Annotated in this window: 14 protein-coding genes; 5 read left to right on the top strand and 9 right to left on the bottom strand. The window is 68.4% G+C overall.

The annotated features are described in order from the left end of the window. The first annotated feature begins 113 nt into the window (after positions 1–113). Complete coding sequence (locus HYG77_RS28270) at positions 114–512, top strand: hypothetical protein (protein WP_208961277.1); 399 nt, start codon at positions 114–116, stop codon at positions 510–512. Here the strand turns inward: HYG77_RS28270 and HYG77_RS28265 are convergent. Together HYG77_RS28265 and HYG77_RS28260 are read right to left on the bottom strand one after the other, a co-directional pair. Beyond that, positions 503–3,823 (bottom strand): UvrD-helicase domain-containing protein, encoded by a 3,321-nt coding sequence (locus HYG77_RS28265; RefSeq protein WP_208961276.1) that lies wholly within the window; start codon positions 3,821–3,823, stop codon positions 503–505. The two genes, HYG77_RS28270 and HYG77_RS28265, sit on opposite strands and share 10 nt — an antisense overlap. Next, positions 3,820–7,119, bottom strand: a complete 3,300-nt coding sequence (locus tag HYG77_RS28260; protein ID WP_208961275.1) for an ATP-dependent DNA helicase — start codon at positions 7,117–7,119, stop codon at positions 3,820–3,822. Before HYG77_RS28260 ends, HYG77_RS28265 begins: the two co-directional genes overlap by 4 nt. Positions 7,120–7,182: 63 nt before the next feature. Here HYG77_RS28260 and HYG77_RS28255 point away from each other — a divergent pair, with 63 nt between their 5' ends. After that, a complete protein-coding gene (locus HYG77_RS28255) occupies positions 7,183–7,959 on the top strand; it encodes an alpha/beta hydrolase (RefSeq protein WP_208961274.1) in 777 nt (258 codons plus the stop codon). After that, a complete protein-coding gene (locus tag HYG77_RS28250; protein ID WP_109331198.1) occupies positions 7,959–8,255 on the top strand; it encodes an MGMT family protein in 297 nt (98 codons plus the stop codon). Before HYG77_RS28255 ends, HYG77_RS28250 begins: the two co-directional genes overlap by 1 nt. Positions 8,256–8,263: 8 nt before the next feature. Here the strand turns inward: HYG77_RS28250 and HYG77_RS28245 are convergent, their stop codons facing one another. Both HYG77_RS28245 and HYG77_RS28240 read right to left on the bottom strand, forming a co-directional pair. Further along, the gene (locus HYG77_RS28245; RefSeq protein ID WP_208961273.1) at positions 8,264–9,514 is read right to left on the bottom strand and encodes a lipase family protein; all 1,251 of its coding nucleotides are present in this window, start codon (positions 9,512–9,514) and stop codon (positions 8,264–8,266) included. Between the two features lie 145 nt (positions 9,515–9,659). Continuing rightward, positions 9,660–11,105, bottom strand: coding sequence for a PLP-dependent aminotransferase family protein (locus HYG77_RS28240; RefSeq protein ID WP_208961272.1), 1,446 nt, complete (start codon positions 11,103–11,105; stop codon positions 9,660–9,662). Positions 11,106–11,166: 61 nt separating this feature from the next. Here HYG77_RS28240 and HYG77_RS40755 point away from each other — a divergent pair, with 61 nt between their 5' ends. Both HYG77_RS40755 and HYG77_RS28235 read left to right on the top strand, forming a co-directional pair. Next, a complete protein-coding gene (locus tag HYG77_RS40755) occupies positions 11,167–11,292 on the top strand; it encodes a hypothetical protein (RefSeq protein WP_280123286.1) in 126 nt (41 codons plus the stop codon). A gap of 22 nt (positions 11,293–11,314) precedes the next feature. Beyond that, positions 11,315–13,063 carry an NTP transferase domain-containing protein gene (locus HYG77_RS28235; RefSeq protein ID WP_208961271.1) on the top strand — a complete coding sequence of 583 codons (1,749 nt, stop codon included), beginning with the start codon at positions 11,315–11,317 and terminating at the stop codon, positions 13,061–13,063. 4 nt (positions 13,064–13,067) lie between these two features. Here the strand turns inward: HYG77_RS28235 and HYG77_RS28230 are convergent, their stop codons facing one another. The 5 genes from HYG77_RS28230 to HYG77_RS28210 all read right to left on the bottom strand — a co-directional run bounded on the left by HYG77_RS28230 (position 13,068) and on the right by HYG77_RS28210 (position 19,431). After that, on the bottom strand, positions 13,068–13,772 hold the full coding sequence (locus HYG77_RS28230) for a sirohydrochlorin chelatase (protein WP_109331202.1): 705 nt from the start codon (positions 13,770–13,772) through the stop codon (positions 13,068–13,070). Further along, on the bottom strand, positions 13,769–14,926 hold the full coding sequence (locus HYG77_RS28225) for a uroporphyrinogen-III synthase (protein ID WP_109331214.1): 1,158 nt from the start codon (positions 14,924–14,926) through the stop codon (positions 13,769–13,771). Before HYG77_RS28225 ends, HYG77_RS28230 begins: the two co-directional genes overlap by 4 nt. After that, positions 14,923–15,378 carry a nitrite reductase small subunit NirD gene (gene nirD, locus HYG77_RS28220; protein WP_109331215.1) on the bottom strand — a complete coding sequence of 152 codons (456 nt, stop codon included), beginning with the start codon at positions 15,376–15,378 and terminating at the stop codon, positions 14,923–14,925. Before nirD ends, HYG77_RS28225 begins: the two co-directional genes overlap by 4 nt. A gap of 81 nt (positions 15,379–15,459) precedes the next feature. Beyond that, positions 15,460–17,970, bottom strand: coding sequence for a nitrite reductase large subunit NirB (nirB, locus tag HYG77_RS28215; protein WP_208961270.1), 2,511 nt, complete (start codon positions 17,968–17,970; stop codon positions 15,460–15,462). A 54-nt stretch (positions 17,971–18,024) separates the two neighbouring features. After that, positions 18,025–19,431 (bottom strand): nitrate/nitrite transporter, encoded by a 1,407-nt coding sequence (locus HYG77_RS28210; protein WP_244373290.1) that lies wholly within the window; start codon positions 19,429–19,431, stop codon positions 18,025–18,027. Positions 19,432–19,487 lie beyond the last annotated feature (56 nt).

Raw genomic sequence — 19,487 nt, 5'->3', positions numbered from 1 at the left:
TCTCGCTCAATCGTCACAGCGGCGTCTCGCTCAATCGACACAGCGGCGTCTCGCTCAATCGTCACAGCGGCGTCTCGCTGTCGTGACGGGAGTGATTCGGGCAAGCTGTCGTCATGCAACGCGTCAACACCCTTTCCCGGACCGGCCGCACGCCCGCGCTCCGACTCGCCGCCCTGCTTCTCGGCATGGGCGTGCTTCACTTCGTCACCCCCAAGTTCTTCGACGCGATCGTTCCCGAGCGACTCCCAGGCGACCCGCGGACGTACACCTACGCGTCCGGTGTGGCCGAACTGACGGTGGGTGCGGCACTTGTGGTACCGAGAACCCGCCGGCTCGGCGGCGGACTGGCCGCGCTTCTCTTCCTTGCGGTCTATCCGGCCAACATCTCGATGGCCGTCGACTGGCTGAAGAGCACCGAGATGTCGCGCCTGCAGAAAACTGGTGTGCTGCTGCGCCTTCCGTTGCAGATCCCGTTGGTCACCGAGGCCCTGAAGGTGCGCCGTCAGGCCTGACGCGCTTCCTCGTCCGCGCCGGCGGTGCGGACGAGGCCGGCAAGAGCGTCGGCGTCCGGCAGGGTGTCCGGCGCGATCGTGCGGCCTGTGCGGACGTAGTGGAACGCGGCCCGCACACGCTCCAGGGGTACGTCCATCAGCTCGGCCCAGGCAAGCCGATACGCGGCGAGCTGCATCACCACCGCCTTCTCCTTGTCGGCACTCGGCTCCGCTCCGGTCTTCCAGTCGATCACCGTCCACCCGCCGTCCGGGTCCGCGAACACCGCATCGATCCGCCCACGCAGAACTGTCCCTGCCACCGCCGTCTCGAACGGAACCTCCACCTCGATGGGACTGCGATGAGCCCACGACGAACGTAGGAATGCGTCCTGCAACGTCACCAGGTCCGTGTCCGGTCCTGCATCGGTGTCGGCCGCGCCCGGGAGCTCGTCGAGGTCGAGCAGCCGGGTGGCCCCGAACCGGCGCTCTACCCAGGCGTGGAACGCGGTTCCTCGCCGTGCCAGCGGGTTCGGCGGGTACGGAAGTGGCCTGCGTAACCGCGCAGCCAGCGCATCCGGGTCCGCCTCGAGTTCGACCAGCTGACTCACCGACAGCTGCGCAGGCAAGACCACTTCGAGGCGAGCCTGCGCGCGGGCTTCGCGTTCAGCGAGGAGCGCGTCGACGTCGGCCGCCCAGTTCTCGGGGTCTTCTTCGTCTTCCAGGGATGCATCACCGATTTCGGTCAGCGCCGCGAGCACCAGGGAAGCACCGTGTTCGACCGACTCCCGTCGCAGTCCCAGCGGGTCCGGCGGCCACGCTGCCGCTTTGGGGGTTCGGGTGAGAGGATTCTGCGTCTCGGGGTCGGGTGCGGGCGCCCATACGTCCACGGCGCCGAGACCCTCGTGTGCCTCGTCTGCGATCAAGTCGCGGAGTTCGGTGAGGAACTCGGACGGGCCCTTCGGTTCGCTGCCCGACTCCGCCCAGTGATGACCGGAAGCGAACAGCACCCGCTCCGTCCGCGTGAGCGCAACGTAGAAGAGCCGGCGATCCTCGTCGAGCTTGCGCGCCGAGAGGGCCGCCTTGTGCGACTTGACGGCATCCTCGAGATCCTTACGGCTGTACAAGTTTTCGAGATCGAGAACCGGTACGCCGTCTGCGGATTCTCCCGTCCGCGCGCGGTCGCCACGCAACGACGGCGGCAATTCACCGAGGGCGCCGAGCCAGGTTCCGGTCGCGGTCCGTGACGGGAACACGCCTGCGGTGAGATGGGGCACCGCCACCACTTCCCATTCGAGCCCCTTCGCCGAGTGCACCGTGAGCACCTGGACGCGGTGCGGATCGACCTCCACTTCGCCGGGCGCCAATCCCTTTTCGACGGATTCGGCCGCGGAAAGGAACGCGAGCAATCCGGTGATGGTGGCCGAGGACCGGCTGGCGTATCCGGCAACGACATCCGCGAAGGCGTCCAGGTGTTCGCGCCCTGCGCCTGTTCCCGCACCAGTGCGGGTCCGGGCCTGAGCCTCGATGCCGATGCCGAGTACCCGTTCCACCTCGGCCACGAGTTCGGTGAGGGGCTGCCCGATCCGCTCACGCAGGGATGCCAGCTCGGCTGCGACTGCGGTGATGCGCGCGTACCCCACCGGTGAATATCGTTCGGCTGGTCCGGGATCCGCCAACGCGTCCGCGAGCCCGGCCTGCTCGGCCTGTTCGCCGGGCAATGCGCCCTCGACCGCCTCCGCCAGTGCCGAGGAGTCGGTGACGGCGCCGGCGGTGCCGTATCCGGTTCCGATGGCAAGCTCCCTCGCTCGCCGGGACAACGCCGTCAGGTCTGCAGCCCCGATCTGCCACCGCGCCCCCGTCAACAACCGGACCGCAGCGCTGCCTGCCATGGGATCGGCGACCACGCGCAGCATCGCGATCACGTCGGCCACCTCGGGAGTGTGCAACAGACCGCCCAGCCCCACCACCTCGACGGGAAGTCCGCGCGAGCGCAGCACCTCCGCGATCGGCGCGGCGTCGGCGTTGCGCCGGATCAGCACCGCCGCAGTCGGTGGATCCTCTCCCCTGCTCGAGGCCTGCGCGTACTGCTCCGCGATACGGTCGGCAACCCACGCGCGTTCCTCGGCCACGTCGCCGGTCAACGCGAGCCGCACATCGCCCGGAACAGCATGCGGCCGCGCCCGCAGCGTACTGACCTGCACTCCCCGCTCCCGCAGCGGCGCCGAGACCAGGTTGGCGAGCGCCAGCGCCTCGGGCGGATTCCGCCAACTGGTCAGCAATTCCAGTGTCGGCGCCGGTGTGCCGTCGGGCAGCGGGAAGTCGGTGGCGAACCGCGGAAGGTTGGCCGCCGACGCGCCACGCCATCCGTAAATCGACTGCATCGGGTCACCGACCGCGGTGAGGGCGAGCCGCCCGTCGAGGCCGCCGCCGAACAATGACGACAGCAACACACGCTGGGAGTGCCCGGTGTCCTGGTACTCGTCGAGCAGCACCACCCGAAAGCGCGCACGCTCGGCGTGCCCCACCTCGGGGTGGTCCGATGCGACACGTGCCGCAAGCGACATCTGACTGCCGAAGTCGAGGGCGCCCTCCCGCCGGAGCGTCTCCGCCAGGCGGTGCACCAGCGGAAGAAGTTCCACCCGCCGATGCTGTGTGTCGAGAATGTCGAGCAATTCCTTACCCGGCCCGCCTCGCTGGCGTGGTCCTGCCGGCAGTGTGTGAACAAGCTTGTCGAGTTCGGTGTGCGCCTCCCGAAGATCCTCGGCTTCGACGAGGTGCTCTGCCAATTGTCCGGAAAGCGCCAGCACGGCCTCGGTGACCGACGCCGGATTCCGGTCGGTGTCGAGGTCGCCGTCCCACGAACTGACCACGCGATGAGCGAGCTGCCACAGTTCCGTTTCCGACAACAAGGTGGCCGACGGTTCGATGGGCAGTAACAGCCCGTGCTCGGACAGCAGCCGCCCGGCGTACGCGTGATAGGTGCTCACCTCCGGCTCACCAGCGAGGAGCTTGGACCTCAGCTCACCACTGGGATCGACCCGCCGAAGAAGATCCGAACCCGCCAGCCGGGCAAGCCTTTTCCGGATGCGACTGGTGAGCTGCTGAGCAGCCTTGCGGGTGAAGGTCAGGCCCAGCACCGCTTCCGGGTCGACGAATCCGTTGGCGACGAGCCACACCACCCGCGCCGCCATCGTCTCGGTCTTTCCGGCTCCGGCGCCGGCGACGACCAGCGTCGGCCCCAGCGGGGCGGCGATGACCGCCGCCTGTTCCGGTGTGGGTGGGTGCTGACCGAGTCCGATGGCGAGTTCCACCGGGTCGATGTGCGCTGTCATTCGGACGTCACCTGCCTGCCCTCGTCGTGCGCTGGGCAACTCGTCCGCACCGGGCAGTGCCGGCAACCGTCATTGACGCGGGCAAGGAACTGTGGCCCCCTCGTGGCGGCGGCCGCGGCGGAAATGACGGCCAGCCAGGTGTCGACGTCCTCGTCCGACAACGGCGCCTGCACACGTTGCGTAGCGCCCTCCTTCTTGTGCGGCTTGGCCACGAACACGAGTCGGGCCCCGCCGGGTTTCGACGCCGGTTCGCCCTCGATCGCACCGACGGCGGCCGCCACCTGGTACGCCGCGAGCTGCGCGTGTTGCTGCGCCTCCTCCTTGCTCACGGGCGCACGAGCGGTCTTGACGTCGACGATCACGGGCCTGCCCTCGGCGTCACGTTCGAGCCGGTCGATGCGTCCACGCAGTCGAATCGCCGGCGCACCCTCCTCCCTCGGCTCCAGCACACCGTCGACGGCGACCTCGACACCGACCTCGGTGAGCTCGGACCGTGTAGTGCCGAGCCATGCGGTGAACGTGGCCAGCATGTCCCGGGTCCGTGCGAGTTCCCGTCGCGAATACCACTGTGAACCGAGATCGATGGAGTCCCAGGCGTCTTCGAGGGCCCGTTCCACCTGATCCGCCGGTATGCGCCCGGCGAGCGCCTGCACCAGCGTGTGCACGAGCGTTCCCGCGATGGCATGCGTGTTGTCGCCGTCGGATCCGCCGTGGCGTTCGAGTAGCCAGCGCAGCGGGCAGGTATTGAGGAGGTCCACGGTGGACGGTGACAGCGACACCGGCCCGTCCTCCTCCGTCCACAACGCCACTGCGGTACTGGGCTCGGCCGTGCCGTACCACTGGTCCGGATGCGCGCCACGGACACCGGCCCGGGCGAGTCGGGCCAGTTGACGAGCGGCCCGGCGCTGCCGATCCGGGTCGTCTCGGGCCACGCGAGGATCACACACCACCCCCCGCAACTCGGCGACAAGTGCGGGCAGGGCAAGGACCCGGGTAGACGGATCCGTGACCGGTACCACCGCGTCCGCGACGTCCGCGCCCTCCGCTCCGACGAGTAGTTCGTCGACGAACCGGGAGTGAACGAGATCGGTGTCGCTCCCGGCAGAGTCGACGGCGGTCACCAGCAGACTCCGCCGTGCCCGACTGCATGCGACCAGGAAGAGACGGCGTTCTTCCGCGAGAAGCGGTGCGGTGCGCGACAGCCGATCGGCCGCCTCCGCAGTGCCGTCGGACACTCCACTGACGAGGTCGATCAGCGCCTCGGTTCCGAGCAGGCTTCCGCGCGTCCGCAGACTCGGCCACAACCCCTCCTGCACGCCTGCCACCGCCACCACCTCCCACTCACGCCCCGCCGCGGAATGCGCGCTCAGCACCGTCACCGCGTCACTCGGCACTACGGAAGCGGTTCGCGACGAACTCGGAATGGCCTGGCCGGTGAGATAGTCGACGAATCCGGCGAGCTGAGCGCGCGGCAACCGGTCGACATACCCCGCGGCGGCGTCGAACAGCGCGACCACGGCGTCGAGGTCGCGGTCTGCCTGCGCACCGATGGGGCCGCCCCGCGCCGACGCCGCCGCCCAACGTCGTTCCAGCCCCGTCGCCTGCCAGGCAGCCCACAGGACCTCCTCGACACCGCGTCCGCGGTCGAGCTGCGCACGCGCTTTGCGCAGTACGGACAACACTCTGTTGAGGGATGCCGCCTCCACATCGGTGAGCTTGGCGACGACCTTGCGGGTACTGCCGGTCTCCCCGGTCAGGATGAGGCGCAGCAACTCTGCCGAGTCGCGGTCACCGCCGGAGGCGAGTTCTGCGCGACGCAGACCGCGCCGGAGCCGTCGGAGAGCCACCGGTTCGGCCCCACCGATCGGTCCGGCGAGCAGAGCGAGCGCGTCCTCACCGGTGAATTCCTCACCCGACAACGCGCGGAGCACCAGCATCAGACCGGACACGCCGTGCCTGCGGGCCAGCGGCAACTCGGACGCGGGTGTGGTGACCGGTACTCCCGCACCGAGAAGCGCCCGCCGGAGCGGAGCCAGGGCACGGGGCACCGAGCGCACGATGACGGCCATGTCGGACCACGGGACCCCGTCGAGGAGATGCGCGCGGCGCAAGGTGTCGGCGATGACCGCGGCTTCCTTGGCGGGTGTGCTCAGTACGTGCACGGACGTTCGGCCGCCGTCGTTCGACGGAACCCACGTCCGGTGGGGCAGCCGGCCGGGCAGCCGGGAAGTGATGCGTGCCGACGTCGCCGCCACGTCGGAGGCGCTGCGGAAATTGAGTGGAAGAACGATCTGGCGCTCGTCACCCTTGTCCGCGAGCCCGATCAGGAATGCGGGATCCGCTCCACGGAAGCCGTAGATCGACTGGTCCGGATCGCCTGCGACGACGGTGGTCCGGGTGCCGGTGCCCACGAGGCGGACCAGCTCCGCCGCCTGGGGATCGAGGTGCTGGGCATCGTCGACCAGGAGGTGGCGCACGCGTGCACGTTCCGTCCGCAGGAGGTCGGGGTCGGTGGCGAAGGCCGTGAGTGCGGCGCCGATGAGCTCGGCGGCATCGAGAGCGGGGGCCGTGGCCTCGGGAGCCTCCACACCGACCGCCCCACGCAGCAGCATGCCGTGTTCGTATCGCGCGGCAAACTTTCCGGCAGCCACCCACTCGGGTCGCGAGTGCCGACGCCCCAGCGCGACGAGATCCTCCGGGCCGAGCCCACGTTCGCTCGCACGCAGCATGAGATCCCGCACCTCGACCGCGAATCCCCCCAGCCCCAGGGCGGGACGCAGCCGCTCCGGCCAGAGGTGGGCACCGTCGGCGATGTCGCCGTGCAGCATCTCGCGCAGCACCGCGTCGTGTTCGGCGCCCGTGATGAGGCGCGGCGGCGGGTTTCCGTGTGCTGCCGCCTGGAGTCGCAGGACTGCGAAGGCATAGGAGTGCACGGTCCGCACGAGTGGTTCGCGCGTGGCACGGGCACCGTGCTGTTCGCCCTGTCCGAGCAGCGCCGCGGTGATCTCCTCACGTAGACGGCCTGCCGCCCGCCGCGACTGGGTGAGGATCAGCACGTGTTCGGGATCTTCTCCACCGGTAATGCGGTCGACCGCCACGTCGACGAGAAGTGACGTCTTGCCCGTTCCCGGACCGCCGAGTACCTGCCAGGGATTCCAGCCCACACCCGGTGCCGCGGTGGCGAAGACCCGCTTCGTCGATTCGTCCCAGACCCGGGGTGCCTGCTCGGGCCGACGACGGTGCACGAGCCGGGCACGAGGAGCAGCCGTCCTGGTGCGCACCGTCGAATCCGTCATGCGGGCATTCCACCAGAACGGTCCGACATCTCGCCGGTCGGCCCGATCCGGCATCATGGATCCGTGTCAGCACTGCATACCTATCTGTTCGGCCCCGAAGACGGTCCCGAGATTCTTGCTCTGCACGGCGTGACCGGTCACGGCAAGCGCTGGCAGGCCCTGGCCGCCGACCACATCCCCGACGCGCGCTGGATCGCGCCCGACCTGCTCGGTCACGGCCGGTCCAGCTGGTCACCACCATGGAATTTCGAATCGCACGTCTCGTGCGTGATCGACACCTTGCGTACTCACGCACGGGGTCCGGTTCTGGTCGTGGGCCACTCGTTCGGCGGCGCGCTGGCTCTCCACCTCGCCCGGGCAGTCCCCGAACAGGTCCGGGGTCTCCTCCTGCTGGATCCGGCGATCGGGCTGGATCCCGAGAAGATGCGGTCGGCGGCGGACGACACGATCTCGTCGCCCGACTACACCGATGTCGACGAGGCACGTGCCGAGAAGGTCCACGGTTCCTGGGGTGAGGTGGACGCCGAGGTACTCGAAGCGGAGATCGCCGAGCACCTGATCACCCTCGCGAACGGCCGGGTCAACTGGCGAATGTCCGTACCGGCGCTCGTCGCGGCTTGGGGCGAACTGGCGCGTCCCGCCGTTCTTCCGCCGGCGAACCTGCCCACCGTCCTCGTCCAGGCGGCCAAGGTGCAGCCGCCGTATGTCACGCCCGAGTTCCGACGCGCCCTCACCGACCATCTGGGTGAACAGCTCACCGCCGTCGATCTCGACTGTGACCACATGGTCCCGCAGGCCCGGCCCGACGAGGTGGCTCAGCTCATCCGCACGCTTCTCTGATGCCCGCCACAACCGAGGAGCAGGTCGAACGCGTGCGCGAACTGGTCGCGTCGATCCCACCCGGCCGCGTGGCGACCTACGGCGACATCGCCACCGCTGCCGGGTTGTCGAGCCCACGGACGGTCGGCTGGATCATGCGCACCGATTCCGCGGATCTGCCCTGGCACCGGGTGCTGGGCGCCGGCGGTCGTCCGGCTGAGCATCTGGCGCGCCGCCAGATCGCGAAGCTCGAACTCGAAGGCGTGCCCGTGCGGGACGGCCGCGTAGATCTCGCGGCGGCACGCCACCGGTTCTGACGGACTGCTCAGCAGGTGCTGGGAGGGGGATCGCCGCGGAAGCGAGCGTCCATCCAATCCAGCCCCTGGAATACCCCGAGAGCGGCCGCGGACAGATGGTCGGGTGTCGGAGTGAGCAGTGTCTGCACGGGTGTTCCGGCTTCACAGTAGCGCCGGAGCGTGTTGTCGATGGAGTCCACCGGTATCAGGGCGTCGGTGGGGCTGTGCCATTCGAAGATCGGCGCCTTCGGCACGCCGGGATACAGCTCGACGCTGTTCTCGTCCATCACCTTCCAGGCTTCGGGGTTGTCCATGAAATTCTTGTTGTCGGTCATTTCCGTGGCGCTTCGGCCAACGCCGAACAGCATGATCTCGTTGGTGCACCCGTTGCCGATCATCTGCTTGAGCCAGCGGCCCTGAGCGTTGAGTTGGCCGCTGACGTCGATGCGGTCGGGATACTCACGTTCCAGCCCGAGCGCCGCGGCCATCGCAAGGCCGAAGGCAGGGTGGGGATTGGTACCCAGACCTTGTGCCATCTTCCCCAGATTCATCGGTGCACCACCGATGGCCGCACCGACGATGTCGAGTTCCGGCGCGTACGTGGGGGCCAGCGCCGCCGCCCAGGCGGTGGCCATTCCCCCACCGGAATATCCGCCCAGCCCGACCGGGCTGTTCGTGACCTGGAGTTCCGGCACCCGCTTCACGGCCCGGATCCCGTCGAGGGTGATCTGGCCACCCAGCTTCGCCGCGCCGTAGGCCATCCGCGGTCCCAGGTGATCGGGCAGCGAAACCGCCCACCCCCGTGCCAACGCGATGTTGAGGCCGGCAGCCTCACGAATCTGATGGAGCGGGTCGCTGGTGTACAGCTCGGTGACGATCTTGCACTTGTGCCCGAGCGAATTGATGATGTGCTGGTACGACACCAGTGGCCCGTCGGGGGCGTGATTCGCCGGGAGTACATAGGTGGTGTTGGCCGCGATGGGGTTCCCTTGCGAGTCGGTGGACCGGAAGAGCACCTCCCACATCGCGCTGCCGGGGAAGTAGTACGACGGCGGTAGCTGGCGCACTTTCAGGACATCGCCGGGCGCTCGCGCCGCGATGTCCGGCGTCGGCTGGTAGAACGGATCCGGGTCCGGGATGGGAAACGCGACGTCCGCCGCCGGGGGCGGCGGCAACAGCGGCTGCGCTGCACCGGTACCAGCACTTGCGAGGGTGAGGGCGAGGCCGGCAACGAGGACCGCGACTGCGGCGCCCAGAGATCGACGAATCAACGAGCACATGAGAAACCCCACAATCCGGCGAGCAGGTCAGCGGCCATCACTATGCCAGACAGTTGCGGAGGAGCCGCCGGTTTTCCGGGTACCGAACAGGTCTCTGACCGATACTCCGGTTCACAGGTATCTTTTTCCGGCCATGACCGGGCAGTCAGATTACGACCGTTGTCGCCGCGGACAGCGACGGTTCGCCCGACATCACCAGGGTGGCCAGCACGTCGACGGCGGCGGTCAACTCGGTGACCGGTCTGGTGAACGGGAGTCGCTGGTGGTCGTCGAACAGATGACCCGTACCGAAGCGGGGTCCGGGCGCGAGCAGAAGATTCCTTGCGCGTGCGGCTGCTACGAGTTCGCTCGAACCGATCCCCGCCGGGAGGCGGCACCACAACGACAGCCCGCCGGACGGCAGCTGGAAGCTCCAACCCGGCAACCGCTCGGTGACGGCCGCTGCGAGGGCGTCACGCTGCCCCCGCAACTCATGGCGACGACGTACCACCAGCCCTTCGTGCTGCGCGAACAGCCGCACTGCAGCGAGTTGGTCGAGAACGGAGACCGACAATTGTCTCCGCGCCATGATCTTCGCCATCTGCGCGGTGCGGGCGGCCTCGGCGCGCACCCAGCCGATGCGGATACCTCCCCACACGGTCTTGCTGAGGCTGCCGATCGCCACGGTCGCCGATTCCGGGACCGGGACACCGAACGGCTCGAGGTCGCCCGAACCGTCCAGCACGAGTTCCGCCGCAACCTCGTCCACGACGGTCACCACGCCGTGGTGGGCCATGGTCGCGGCCAGCCGCCGCCTCCCGTCGGGAGTCGCCCTGGCTCCCGACGGATTGGAGAAGTCCGGCATCAGGTACGCCACGGTGGGAGCGCTCTGCCGGGCAGCGCGATCCGCCTCGGCGATGAAGGCGTCGGGATCCCTCGCATCGATCGGCACAGGGACAGGGCGGCCCCCCGCCGCCTGCACGGACTCGACCGCTCCGGGATAGGTCGGATGTTCGACCAGGACCCGGTCGCCCGTCTCGACCAAAGCCTCGAACACCACTTCGGTCGCATCACCCGCGCCGCCGGTGACGAGGATCTGGTCCGGGGTGGTCGGGCGACCCCTGCGGGTGTAGTGGCCTGCTATCGCCGCACGCAGCGTCGTCAGTCCACCGGGGTGGTAACCGTGCTGAGGCATGAAACGGGGCAGCTCGTCGACGGCGTCCAGATAGGCCTCCCTGAGCTCAGGGGCCGCGGCCGGCGCGGCGTTGACGAGGTCGATGACACCGTCGACGGGCGCACCCAGCATGCTTCCCCACGCCGGCGGACCGGAGGGCATCGCCACGTACGTCCCTGATCCGTGTCGCGCCGACGCCCAACCGGCCTCGCGTAGTTCGCGATACGCGGCACTGACGGTCACCCGGCTGAGCCGGAGTTCCTCCGCGAGGGCCCGTTCGGCGGGCAGTCGGACTCCCACGGCCATCGATCCGTCGGCGACCCTCTCGCGGAGGGCGTCGGCTAGTCCGCGGTACAGCGGTTGCCCACCGATGGGCGCCGCGCCGAGCAGTACCGCCAACTCGGCTGCTGAGACGGTTCGGACTGGTTCACCACTCATACAGGCCACTTTCCCACAGAGGACTGGAAATCACGGTCCACTTTGCACCGACAATCGATACATGCTGGTTATTGGAATCCTCTTGGCCCTCAGCCTGGCCTCGGTGGCCTGGCTCTGCGTCAGCACCACGCACGGCGGACGGTCCGGGCTCGCCGGACCTCCGCGCAGCCACCTGCACAGCGATTGAGGGTGTGCGGCAGCATGAAGGAATGAACCCTGCCGCACCCGTTCACGCGATCGTCCTCGCCGGTGGACGAGCCACTCGGATGGGCGGCGTCGACAAGCCTGCCGTGGTGGTCGGCGGACGCCGGATGCTCGACACCGCTCTCGATGCCGTCAATGACTGTGCGCGCATCGTCGTCGTGGGACCGCGGCGCTCCGACCTCGATTCGACGGTGCTCCAAACGCAGGAGACCCCGCCGGGCGCCGGGCCGGTGGCGGGGGTGGCCGCCGGACTGGCGGTGCTCGACGCCGAACCGGGAGACCGGGTGATTCTGCTCGCGTCGGATCTTCCGTTCGCGGAACCCACGATGGTGGAGGCTCTCGCCGCCGCCGTGCAGGACGCCGACACCGTGTTCGCGGTCGACGAGTCGGGCCGCTTGCAGTTCCTGTTGTCCGCGTGGCGCATCGGCGCGTTGACCGACCGTGTCCGCTCGCTCGGGTCGACGGTCAATCAGCCCATGAAGGCGCTCGTTCCCGAAACGTTCGACACGGTCCTGTTCCGCGGCGTCACCGACTGCGACACACCGGAGGACGTCGAGCGGGCCCGCGGCCGGGCCGCTGCGTCGCCGGTCTCGATCGCCGAGGCCAGGCGCGCGATCCTCGAGGTGGTTCCCCCACTTCCGCCGCGGTCTGCGACGCTCGGCACGTCGCTCGGCGCCACACTCGCCGAGCGGCTGCTCGCCGCCGAAGCTCTGCCGCGCATCGCCGTGTCCGCCATGGACGGATACGCCGTTGCTGGCGACGGTCCGTGGGTGCTGCGCGACGACATCCGGTATGCGGGAAGCTCCGACGAACTCGAACTGGCGGACGGCGAGGCGGCCCGGATTGCGACGGGCGCGCACCTCCCCAGCGGCGCCACCGCCGTCGTGCGCGACGAATTCGCCGTGGTGACAAACACTTCCGACGGACCGCAACTGTCCCGCAGCCAGGACGCCCCCGTGCGCGACGACGCGCGGCGGCGCGGCGAGGACTGGCACGAGGGCTACCGGCTCGCGGTGGAGGGCACGGCCGTCACGCCGGCACTCGTCTCCGCAGCCGCGAGCGCGGAGGTGACCACTGCGGGGGTACGCGGCCCCGTCCGCGCGCACGTGGCGGTGACCGGAGACGAGATCAGGCGGGAAGGTCCGCTTCGACGAGGGCAGACGCGCGACGCTCTGGGACCCGTTCTCCCCCAGTTCCTCTCGTGGTGTGGCATCCGGACGGTCGCGGACACACACCTGCGGGACACGTCCGACAGCTTCGACGAATTGTTCCGGGAAGTCCGCCAACCCGATCTGATCGTGATCGTGGGGGCGACCGGTGGCGGCGCGGCCGACCAGTTGCGTGCGGCGCTCAACCGGGCGAAGGCCCGGATCGTGGTGGGGAGGGTGCAGTGCCGCCCCGGTGGTTCGCAGGTGACCGCCCTGTTGCCGGACGGACGGGTGGTGCTCGGGCTGCCCGGAAACCCGTACGCCGCGGTCGCGACGCTGCTCATCACGGTTCCGTCCATCGTGGCCGCACTCACGGGTCGCACCCCGGCGCCACGTCAGCTGGCGCGTATCGCGAATGCATCCGAGGTCAGTGGCGACGCCACCCGGATCCTGCCCGCCGTCCCACAACCCGACGGCACGTGGCGGGTCGACCCCGGAATCCGGACCGCGCATCTCGCGGGCATCATCGACCGCGAAGCGTTGGCGCTGGTCCCGGCGGGCGCAGCCGACGGGGATCTGGCAGAGCTGGTGCCGCTACCCCGCTGACGGGTCAGCGCTGGAACGACAGAGTGTGATGTGCGGCAGGAATGCCACTGCGGTAGCGCTCGGCCACCAACCCCACGACGGCCGGATCGACTCCCAACGGCTCCGCGACACCATCCGCGCCTGCGTCACCGAGTCGGGCGTGAAAGAGTCCGTGTGCGAGGAGGTACGAGGCGATGAACACTCGCTTCTCACCCTGCGCGCGAAGCGACGCGACGACAGCCGGTACGCGAGGCTCGGCGGTAGCCACGAATCCTATGCGGACCCGCGTCGCTGCGAGTTCCGCCAACATCGCGGCGGCGCGGCGCACGTCACGGAGTGCGCGTGGGTCGGACGATCCCGCTGCAGCGAGGACGACGGCATCCCCCGGCTGCCACCCGGCATCGACGAGACGCCGCAGGAGTACTTCGGCGAGTACGGGGTCAGGACCGAGTGCCCGCGTGACGGCGACCGACGGGTGCCCGCTGTCCGCGACTTCCCGGGGAACGTCGGTGTGGACGTGATACCCGGACGCCAGAAACGCCGGAACCACGACCGCGGGGCCGGTGATGTCCCGCAGTACCTCGGACGGCGACGGTCCGAGAACGTCCACGAAGGCGACGCGCGTCGGACCGACCTGCTCGGCGACGGCATCCGCGAGCGTGGCGATCATCTCCACGCCGCGCGAACTCCGCGTGCCGTGTGCCACCAGTACCAGTGCTGTCTCGTTCATCGAACGCCCTCCTCACGAGAGTCGACGCAGTCGACCGGGTCGAGCGCCAGGCGATAACCGCGCTTGACCACCGTCTGCACCGCTTTCGGTGCTCCCAGGGACGCGCGGAGCCGAGCCACAGCCGTCTCCACCGCATGGGTGTCACCGCCGCCGCCAGGCAACGCGGCGAGCAACTCCTCGCGGGGAACGACGCGCCCCGGACGTGCGCCCAGTGTCCGCATCAACGACATCGCTGCGGGCGGCAACTGCCGGACCTCCCCGTCGACCACCACACAACCTCCTCGGATGCTGAGTTCATGGCCCGCAGTCTGGATCTTGTTGGCGCGCCGGGGCAGCTCGTCCGCGATGTGCCGGGCCAGGGCGCCGAGTCGCGAACGTTCCGGCATCGTCGTCGGGACCTCCAACTCACGCAACGGTCCGGCCGTCACGGGTCCCACACACACGGCGAGCACGCGATGGCGGAGCGAGTGCAGCACCATCTCGATCAGTCCGGTTTCCTTGGCTCGCGTCAGGAGCGACGCCACTGCCGGTGCACTGGTGAAGCTCACAGCATCGAGTCCGCCGCTGGCGATGAGATCGATCATCCGGTCCATCGGGGCCTGATCTTCGAGCGGCGTCCACCGATAGACCGGCACGGCGATCACGTCGGCGCCGGCGCACCGAAGCACCTCGCAGAAGTCGGCGACCGGTTCCCATTCGGTGGTGGCGCCGTGCAGCTGCACGGCGATCCGTTTGCCTTCGACGCCCTCACCGAGGAGGTGGTCGAGTACTTCCGCCGACGACTCCGACGCCGGGGACCATTCCTCCCTCAGGTCGGCGGCGCGGATGGCACCCTTGGCCTTGGGACCCCGGGCCAGCAGTCGGCTCTCTGCCAGTGCCCGGCCGAGCTCTTCCGCTTCGCCCCAGCCTTCCGCGGCCTCCATCCAGCCGCGGAAACCGATTCCCGTCGTGGCGACCACGATGTCGGGCGGACTGTCGATGATCTGACGCGTGACGCGCTCGAGCTCGGTGTCATCGGCCAGCGGAATGATCCGGATCGCCGGAGCGTGAACCACGGTGGCGCCGCGCCTCGTCAGAAGTGTCGCGAACTCTTCGGCACGTCGTGACGCAGTGATCCCGACCGTGAACCCACACAGGGGTGTCCCCTCGTTCACGAACTCGAAGCCCCCGCCACGGACACGTCGTCAGCCGGTGCTTCCGCGACATTCCCGTGTGAACTGTGAATCTGGACGACACCGGCCCAGACGCGCACGTCGTACACGGGCAGGCGAACTGATTCATCGTCGAGGCACCGACCGTCGATCAGCGAGAACACCTGCTTGAGCAGGGGCGACGCCACGGTGGGCTCTCCTGCGCGGTCACCGACGAGGCCGCGGGACATCACTGCTGCGCGCCCGTACGGATCGATGTTCCCGACTGCGCGCAGGGATCCGTCCTCGAGAAGAAACAGCGCCACCTGCTCACCGCCGCGCAGCAGAACTGCCACGCCGAGTCCGGGGATCAATCGGCTGAGTGGGCATGCGGACGTCCATTCGAGCCGGCCTGACTGGACGCTCTCACGCCTGTTTCCACTGGCACTGTGCACGCTCACGTCGACGACGGTCATCACAGTCCTCCTTTGGGGCTGGTGCATTTCCGTGTGGGGTACATACTTCGGGTCTGGTGTTTCCTGGGCGTTAAGAAGGGATTACTCCGAGGTAGAAGCTGCGAATTTCGGCATTCCCATCAGCACGGGAACCTTCCGGACACCGGTCTCGTCGAAGGCGACGGTCGGATCGGCCTCCTCCGGCGCGTTGACGAACGACACGAATCGGGACAGCTTCTCCGGATCCTCGAGCACACCCGCCCATTCGTCCCGATATCCCTCGACGTGCTTGTCCATCGCTGCTTCGAGCTCGGCCGCGATGCCCAGGCTGTCCTCGCACACCACTGCCTTGAGGTGCTCGAGCCCGCCCTCCAGGGAATCCACCCACGGCGCCGTGCGCTGGAGGCGGTCCGCAGTGCGGATATAGAACATGAGGTAGCGGTCGATGTAGCGGACCAGCGTCTCGTCGTCGAGTCCACCTGCGAGCAGCTGCGCGTGCTTCGGCGACTGACCGCCGTTACCGCCGACGTACAGGTTCCAGCCGTTCTCGGTGGCGATGACGCCGACGTCCTTACCGCGCGCCTCGGCGCATTCGCGGGCACAACCCGAGACCCCGAACTTGAGCTTGTGCGGCGACCGCAATCCGCGGTAGCGGTTCTCCAGGTCGACCGCCATGCCCACGGAGTCCTGGACTCCGTAGCGGCACCAGGTGGACCCGACACAGCTCTTCACGGTGCGCAGCGACTTGCCGTACGCCTGACCCGACTCCATGCCGGCGTCGACGAGGCGTTTCCAGATGGCAGGTAACTGCTCGACGCGGGCACCGAAGAGGTCGATGCGCTGACCACCGGTGACCTTGGTGTACAGACCGAAGTCGCGGGCCACCTCGCCGATGACGATGAGCTGCTCCGGCGTGCACTCGCCGCCGGGCATCCGCGGCACCACCGAGTAAGTGCCGTTCTTCTGGATGTTCGCCAGGAAGTGGTCGTTGGTGTCCTGCAGGCCGGCCTGGTTGCGGTGCAGGATGTGATCGGAGTCCGTGGACGCGAGGATCGAGGCGACCACCGGCTTGCAGATGTCACATCCGGAACCCTTGCCGTACTTGGAAATCAGCGCGGAGAAGGTGCGGGTGTCGGTGGCCTGCACGATCTCGAAGAGTTCGGCACGCGACTGCTCGAAGTGCTCGCACAGCGCCTTCGACATCACCACGCCCGACGAAGCCAGCAACTGCTTGATGGTGGGAAGGCAACCGCCACAGGTGGTTCCGGCGTTGGTGCAGCTCTTCACCTGCGCGATGTCGCAGGCGCCCTCCGCGATGGCCCCACAGATCGCGCCCTTCGTGACACCGTTGCAGGAGCACACCTCGGCGTCGTCGGGAAGCGACCCGGCACCTGGCTTCTCGCCAGCCGGCGAGATGAGGGACGCCGGATCACCTGGAAGTTCGCGGCCCACCAGCGGACGCAGCGACGCATACGCGGACGCATCGCCGACGAGAATGCCACCCAGCAGGGTTTTGGCGTCGTCCGAGACGACGAGCTTGGCGTACGTGCCCTTCGCGGCGTCGTTGAGGACGACCTCGAGCGCGCCTGGGGTCTGCGCGAGGGCGTCACCGAAGCTGGCGACGTCCACACCCATCAACTTCAATTTGGTCGACAGATCGGCGCCCGGGAATTCGGCGTCTCCTCCGAGCAGGCGGTCCGCGACGATCTCCGCGGTGGTGTAACCGGGAGCGACGAGCCCGTAGCAGCGGCCCTCCACCGCGGCGCACTCCCCGACCGCATAAATGTTCTCGTCGGACGTACGGCACCCGAGGTCGGTGACAATTCCGCCGCGCTCGCCGACGTCGAGCCCCGCGTCGCGGGCCAGCTGATCCTGGGGCCGCACGCCGGCGGAGAAGACCAGAAGCCCTGCCTCGATGGTCGAACCGTCCGACAGTTCGACAGTGATGCCGTCGGGACCTTCGGTGATTCCCGCGGTACCGACACCCGCGTGGACGGTGACGCCGAGGTCGGTGACCAGCTTGGCCAGCAGCGCTCCACCGCCCTCGTCGACCTGTAGCGGCATCAGCCGGGGTGCGAACTCGACGACGTGCGGGGTCATGCCCAGCAGCTTGAGTGCATTCGCTGCCTCGAGACCGAGCAGACCGCCGCCGACCACGACGCCGACAGCGCCGGGACCGGCCGCCTCCGCCCGGGCGCGGATACCGTCGAGGTCGTCGAGCGTGCGGTAGACGAAACACTCCGGCCGATCGTGGCCCGGGATCGGCGGAACGAACGGGTACGACCCCGTCGCCATGACCAGAGCGTCGTAGGCGACGACCTCTCCCGAATCGGTCGTGACCTTGCGCGACTCACGATCGATGGACGCGGCCCTGCGGCCGAGCCGGAGGTCCACCAGGGCATCACCCTGGTAGTCGTTGCCCGCGAGCGCAAGCTCCTTGGGGTCCCACGCACCCACATAGGAGGAGAGGCCCACGCGGTCGTACGCGGGAAGGGGCTCCTCGCAGAGCACCGTCACCGACCAGTCGTCCGACTCGTCGCGTGCGCGGAGCGCCTCGACGAAGCGGTGCCCGACCATTCCGTGCCCGATAACTACTGCTGACTTGCGGCTCATGCCGTCGCTCCTTCTAGCTGAAATACTCGAGTTCTTGCGGTAACTGCTCGTTGGTCACGCCGAGACGGAGACCTTTTCGTCGCCGTCGGTGACGGAGATGCCGCGAGCGATGGACGGGCGGCGCAGGAAGACGACCCAGGTGACGGCGATGCACGCGACATAGAAGGCGAGGAACACCCAGAACGCCATGGTCGCCGACTTGGCAGACCCGCCGTAGGAGGCGCGCAGCACCAGGTTGATGCCGACACCGCCGAGGCCTCCGATAGCGCCCGCGAAACCGATGAGGGCTCCCGACATTGCACGCGACCAGGCCGCCTTGGCCTCCCGGCTAAGCCCGTCGAGGCCCTGCGCCTTGGCCTCGAAGATCGACGGAATCATCTTGTAGACGGAACCGTTGCCGATTCCCGCCAGCAGGATCAGTGCGATGAAGCCGAAGACGAAGGCCACCATCACGCCTGCAGTGGCGGCGCCGGGCGTGCCGTCGTCGATGGTGCCGGCGGTCACGAGCACGGAGGCGGCGAGCGCCATGACAACGAAGGTGTACAGCGTGATCTTCCCGCCACCGATCCGGTCGGCGAGCTTGCCGCCCATCGGTCGCGCGATGGAGCCGAGCAGCGGACCGATGAAGGCGATCTGCGCCGCGTGCAGTGCAGCCTGTGCGGGAGTCTCACCACCGGCGAGGAAGTTGATCTGCAGAACCTGGCCGAACGCAAAGCTGAACCCGATGAAGGATCCGAAGGTGCCGATGTAGAGGAAGCTGATGACCCACGAATCGGAGAACTTCAGCGCCTTGGCCATCGAGCGGAGATCGGACTTCTGGTTGCCGAGGTTGTCCATGAACAGGGCGGCGCCGACCGCTGCCACCGCAATGAACACCAGGTAGACCGCACAGACGATCCACGGTTCCGTGTTGCCCACGGTGGCGATCACGAGAAGACCGACCAGCTGGATCATCGGGACACCGATGTTGCCGCCGCCCGCGTTGAGGCCGAGGGCCCAGCCCTTGAGCCGCTGCGGGTAGAAGGCGTTGATGTTGGTCATCGACGAAGCGAAGTTTCCGCCGCCGACTCCGGCGAGCGCGGCCACGAGCATGAAGGTCGTGTACGAGGCCCCGGGGTTCATCATCAGGTACAGGGTGAACAGTGTCGGGATCAGCAACACCAGGGCACTGAAGATCGTCCAGTTACGGCCGCCGAAGCGGGCCGTTGCCACGGTGTAGGGAATCCGGAGCACCGAGCCGACCAAAGTGGGAACGGCGACGAGGAAGAACTTGCCCGCTGCGTCGATGCCGTAGATATCGGTGGGCATGAAGAGAACCATGACCGACCAGATCGACCAGACGGAGAAGCCGACGTGTTCGGCGACGACCGACCAGATCAGGTTCCGCTTGGCAATGTTCTTGTTGCCCGCCTCCCAGGCGGCGACGTCTTCCGCGTCCCAGTGCTCGATGTAATGCTTCACCCGGGCCTCCTCGTTGTGTGGGAGACCCAAAGGTAGAAAACGGGTGTTGCGGCGGT

Origin of the sequence: Rhodococcus sp. ZPP (assembly GCF_017656075.1) — a bacterium.
Classification (GTDB): domain Bacteria; phylum Actinomycetota; class Actinomycetes; order Mycobacteriales; family Mycobacteriaceae; genus Rhodococcus_F; species Rhodococcus_F oxybenzonivorans.
The sequence above is the reverse complement of the archived record's forward strand: the minus strand, read 5'-3'. Positions and strand labels throughout refer to the sequence as shown.

Bases quoted from the DNA above. Each gene is read 5' to 3' on its own strand.
- HYG77_RS28270 (WP_208961277.1), top strand. From the start codon at position 114: ATGCAACGCGTCAACACCCTTTCCCGGACCGGCCGCACGCCCGCGCTC.
- HYG77_RS40755 (WP_280123286.1), top strand. From the start codon at position 11,167: ATGCTGGTTATTGGAATCCTCTTGGCCCTCAGCCTGGCCTCGGTGGCC.
- nirD (WP_109331215.1), bottom strand. From the start codon at position 15,378: ATGACCGTCGTCGACGTGAGCGTGCACAGTGCCAGTGGAAACAGGCGT.
- HYG77_RS28265 (WP_208961276.1), bottom strand. From the start codon at position 3,823: ATGACAGCGCACATCGACCCGGTGGAACTCGCCATCGGACTCGGTCAG.
- HYG77_RS28260 (WP_208961275.1), bottom strand. From the start codon at position 7,119: ATGACGGATTCGACGGTGCGCACCAGGACGGCTGCTCCTCGTGCCCGG.
- HYG77_RS28245 (WP_208961273.1), bottom strand. From the start codon at position 9,514: ATGTGCTCGTTGATTCGTCGATCTCTGGGCGCCGCAGTCGCGGTCCTC.
- HYG77_RS28250 (WP_109331198.1), top strand. From the start codon at position 7,959: ATGCCCGCCACAACCGAGGAGCAGGTCGAACGCGTGCGCGAACTGGTC.
- HYG77_RS28230 (WP_109331202.1), bottom strand. From the start codon at position 13,772: ATGAACGAGACAGCACTGGTACTGGTGGCACACGGCACGCGGAGTTCG.
- nirB (WP_208961270.1), bottom strand. From the start codon at position 17,970: ATGAGCCGCAAGTCAGCAGTAGTTATCGGGCACGGAATGGTCGGGCAC.
- HYG77_RS28235 (WP_208961271.1), top strand. From the start codon at position 11,315: ATGAACCCTGCCGCACCCGTTCACGCGATCGTCCTCGCCGGTGGACGA.
- HYG77_RS28240 (WP_208961272.1), bottom strand. From the start codon at position 11,105: ATGAGTGGTGAACCAGTCCGAACCGTCTCAGCAGCCGAGTTGGCGGTA.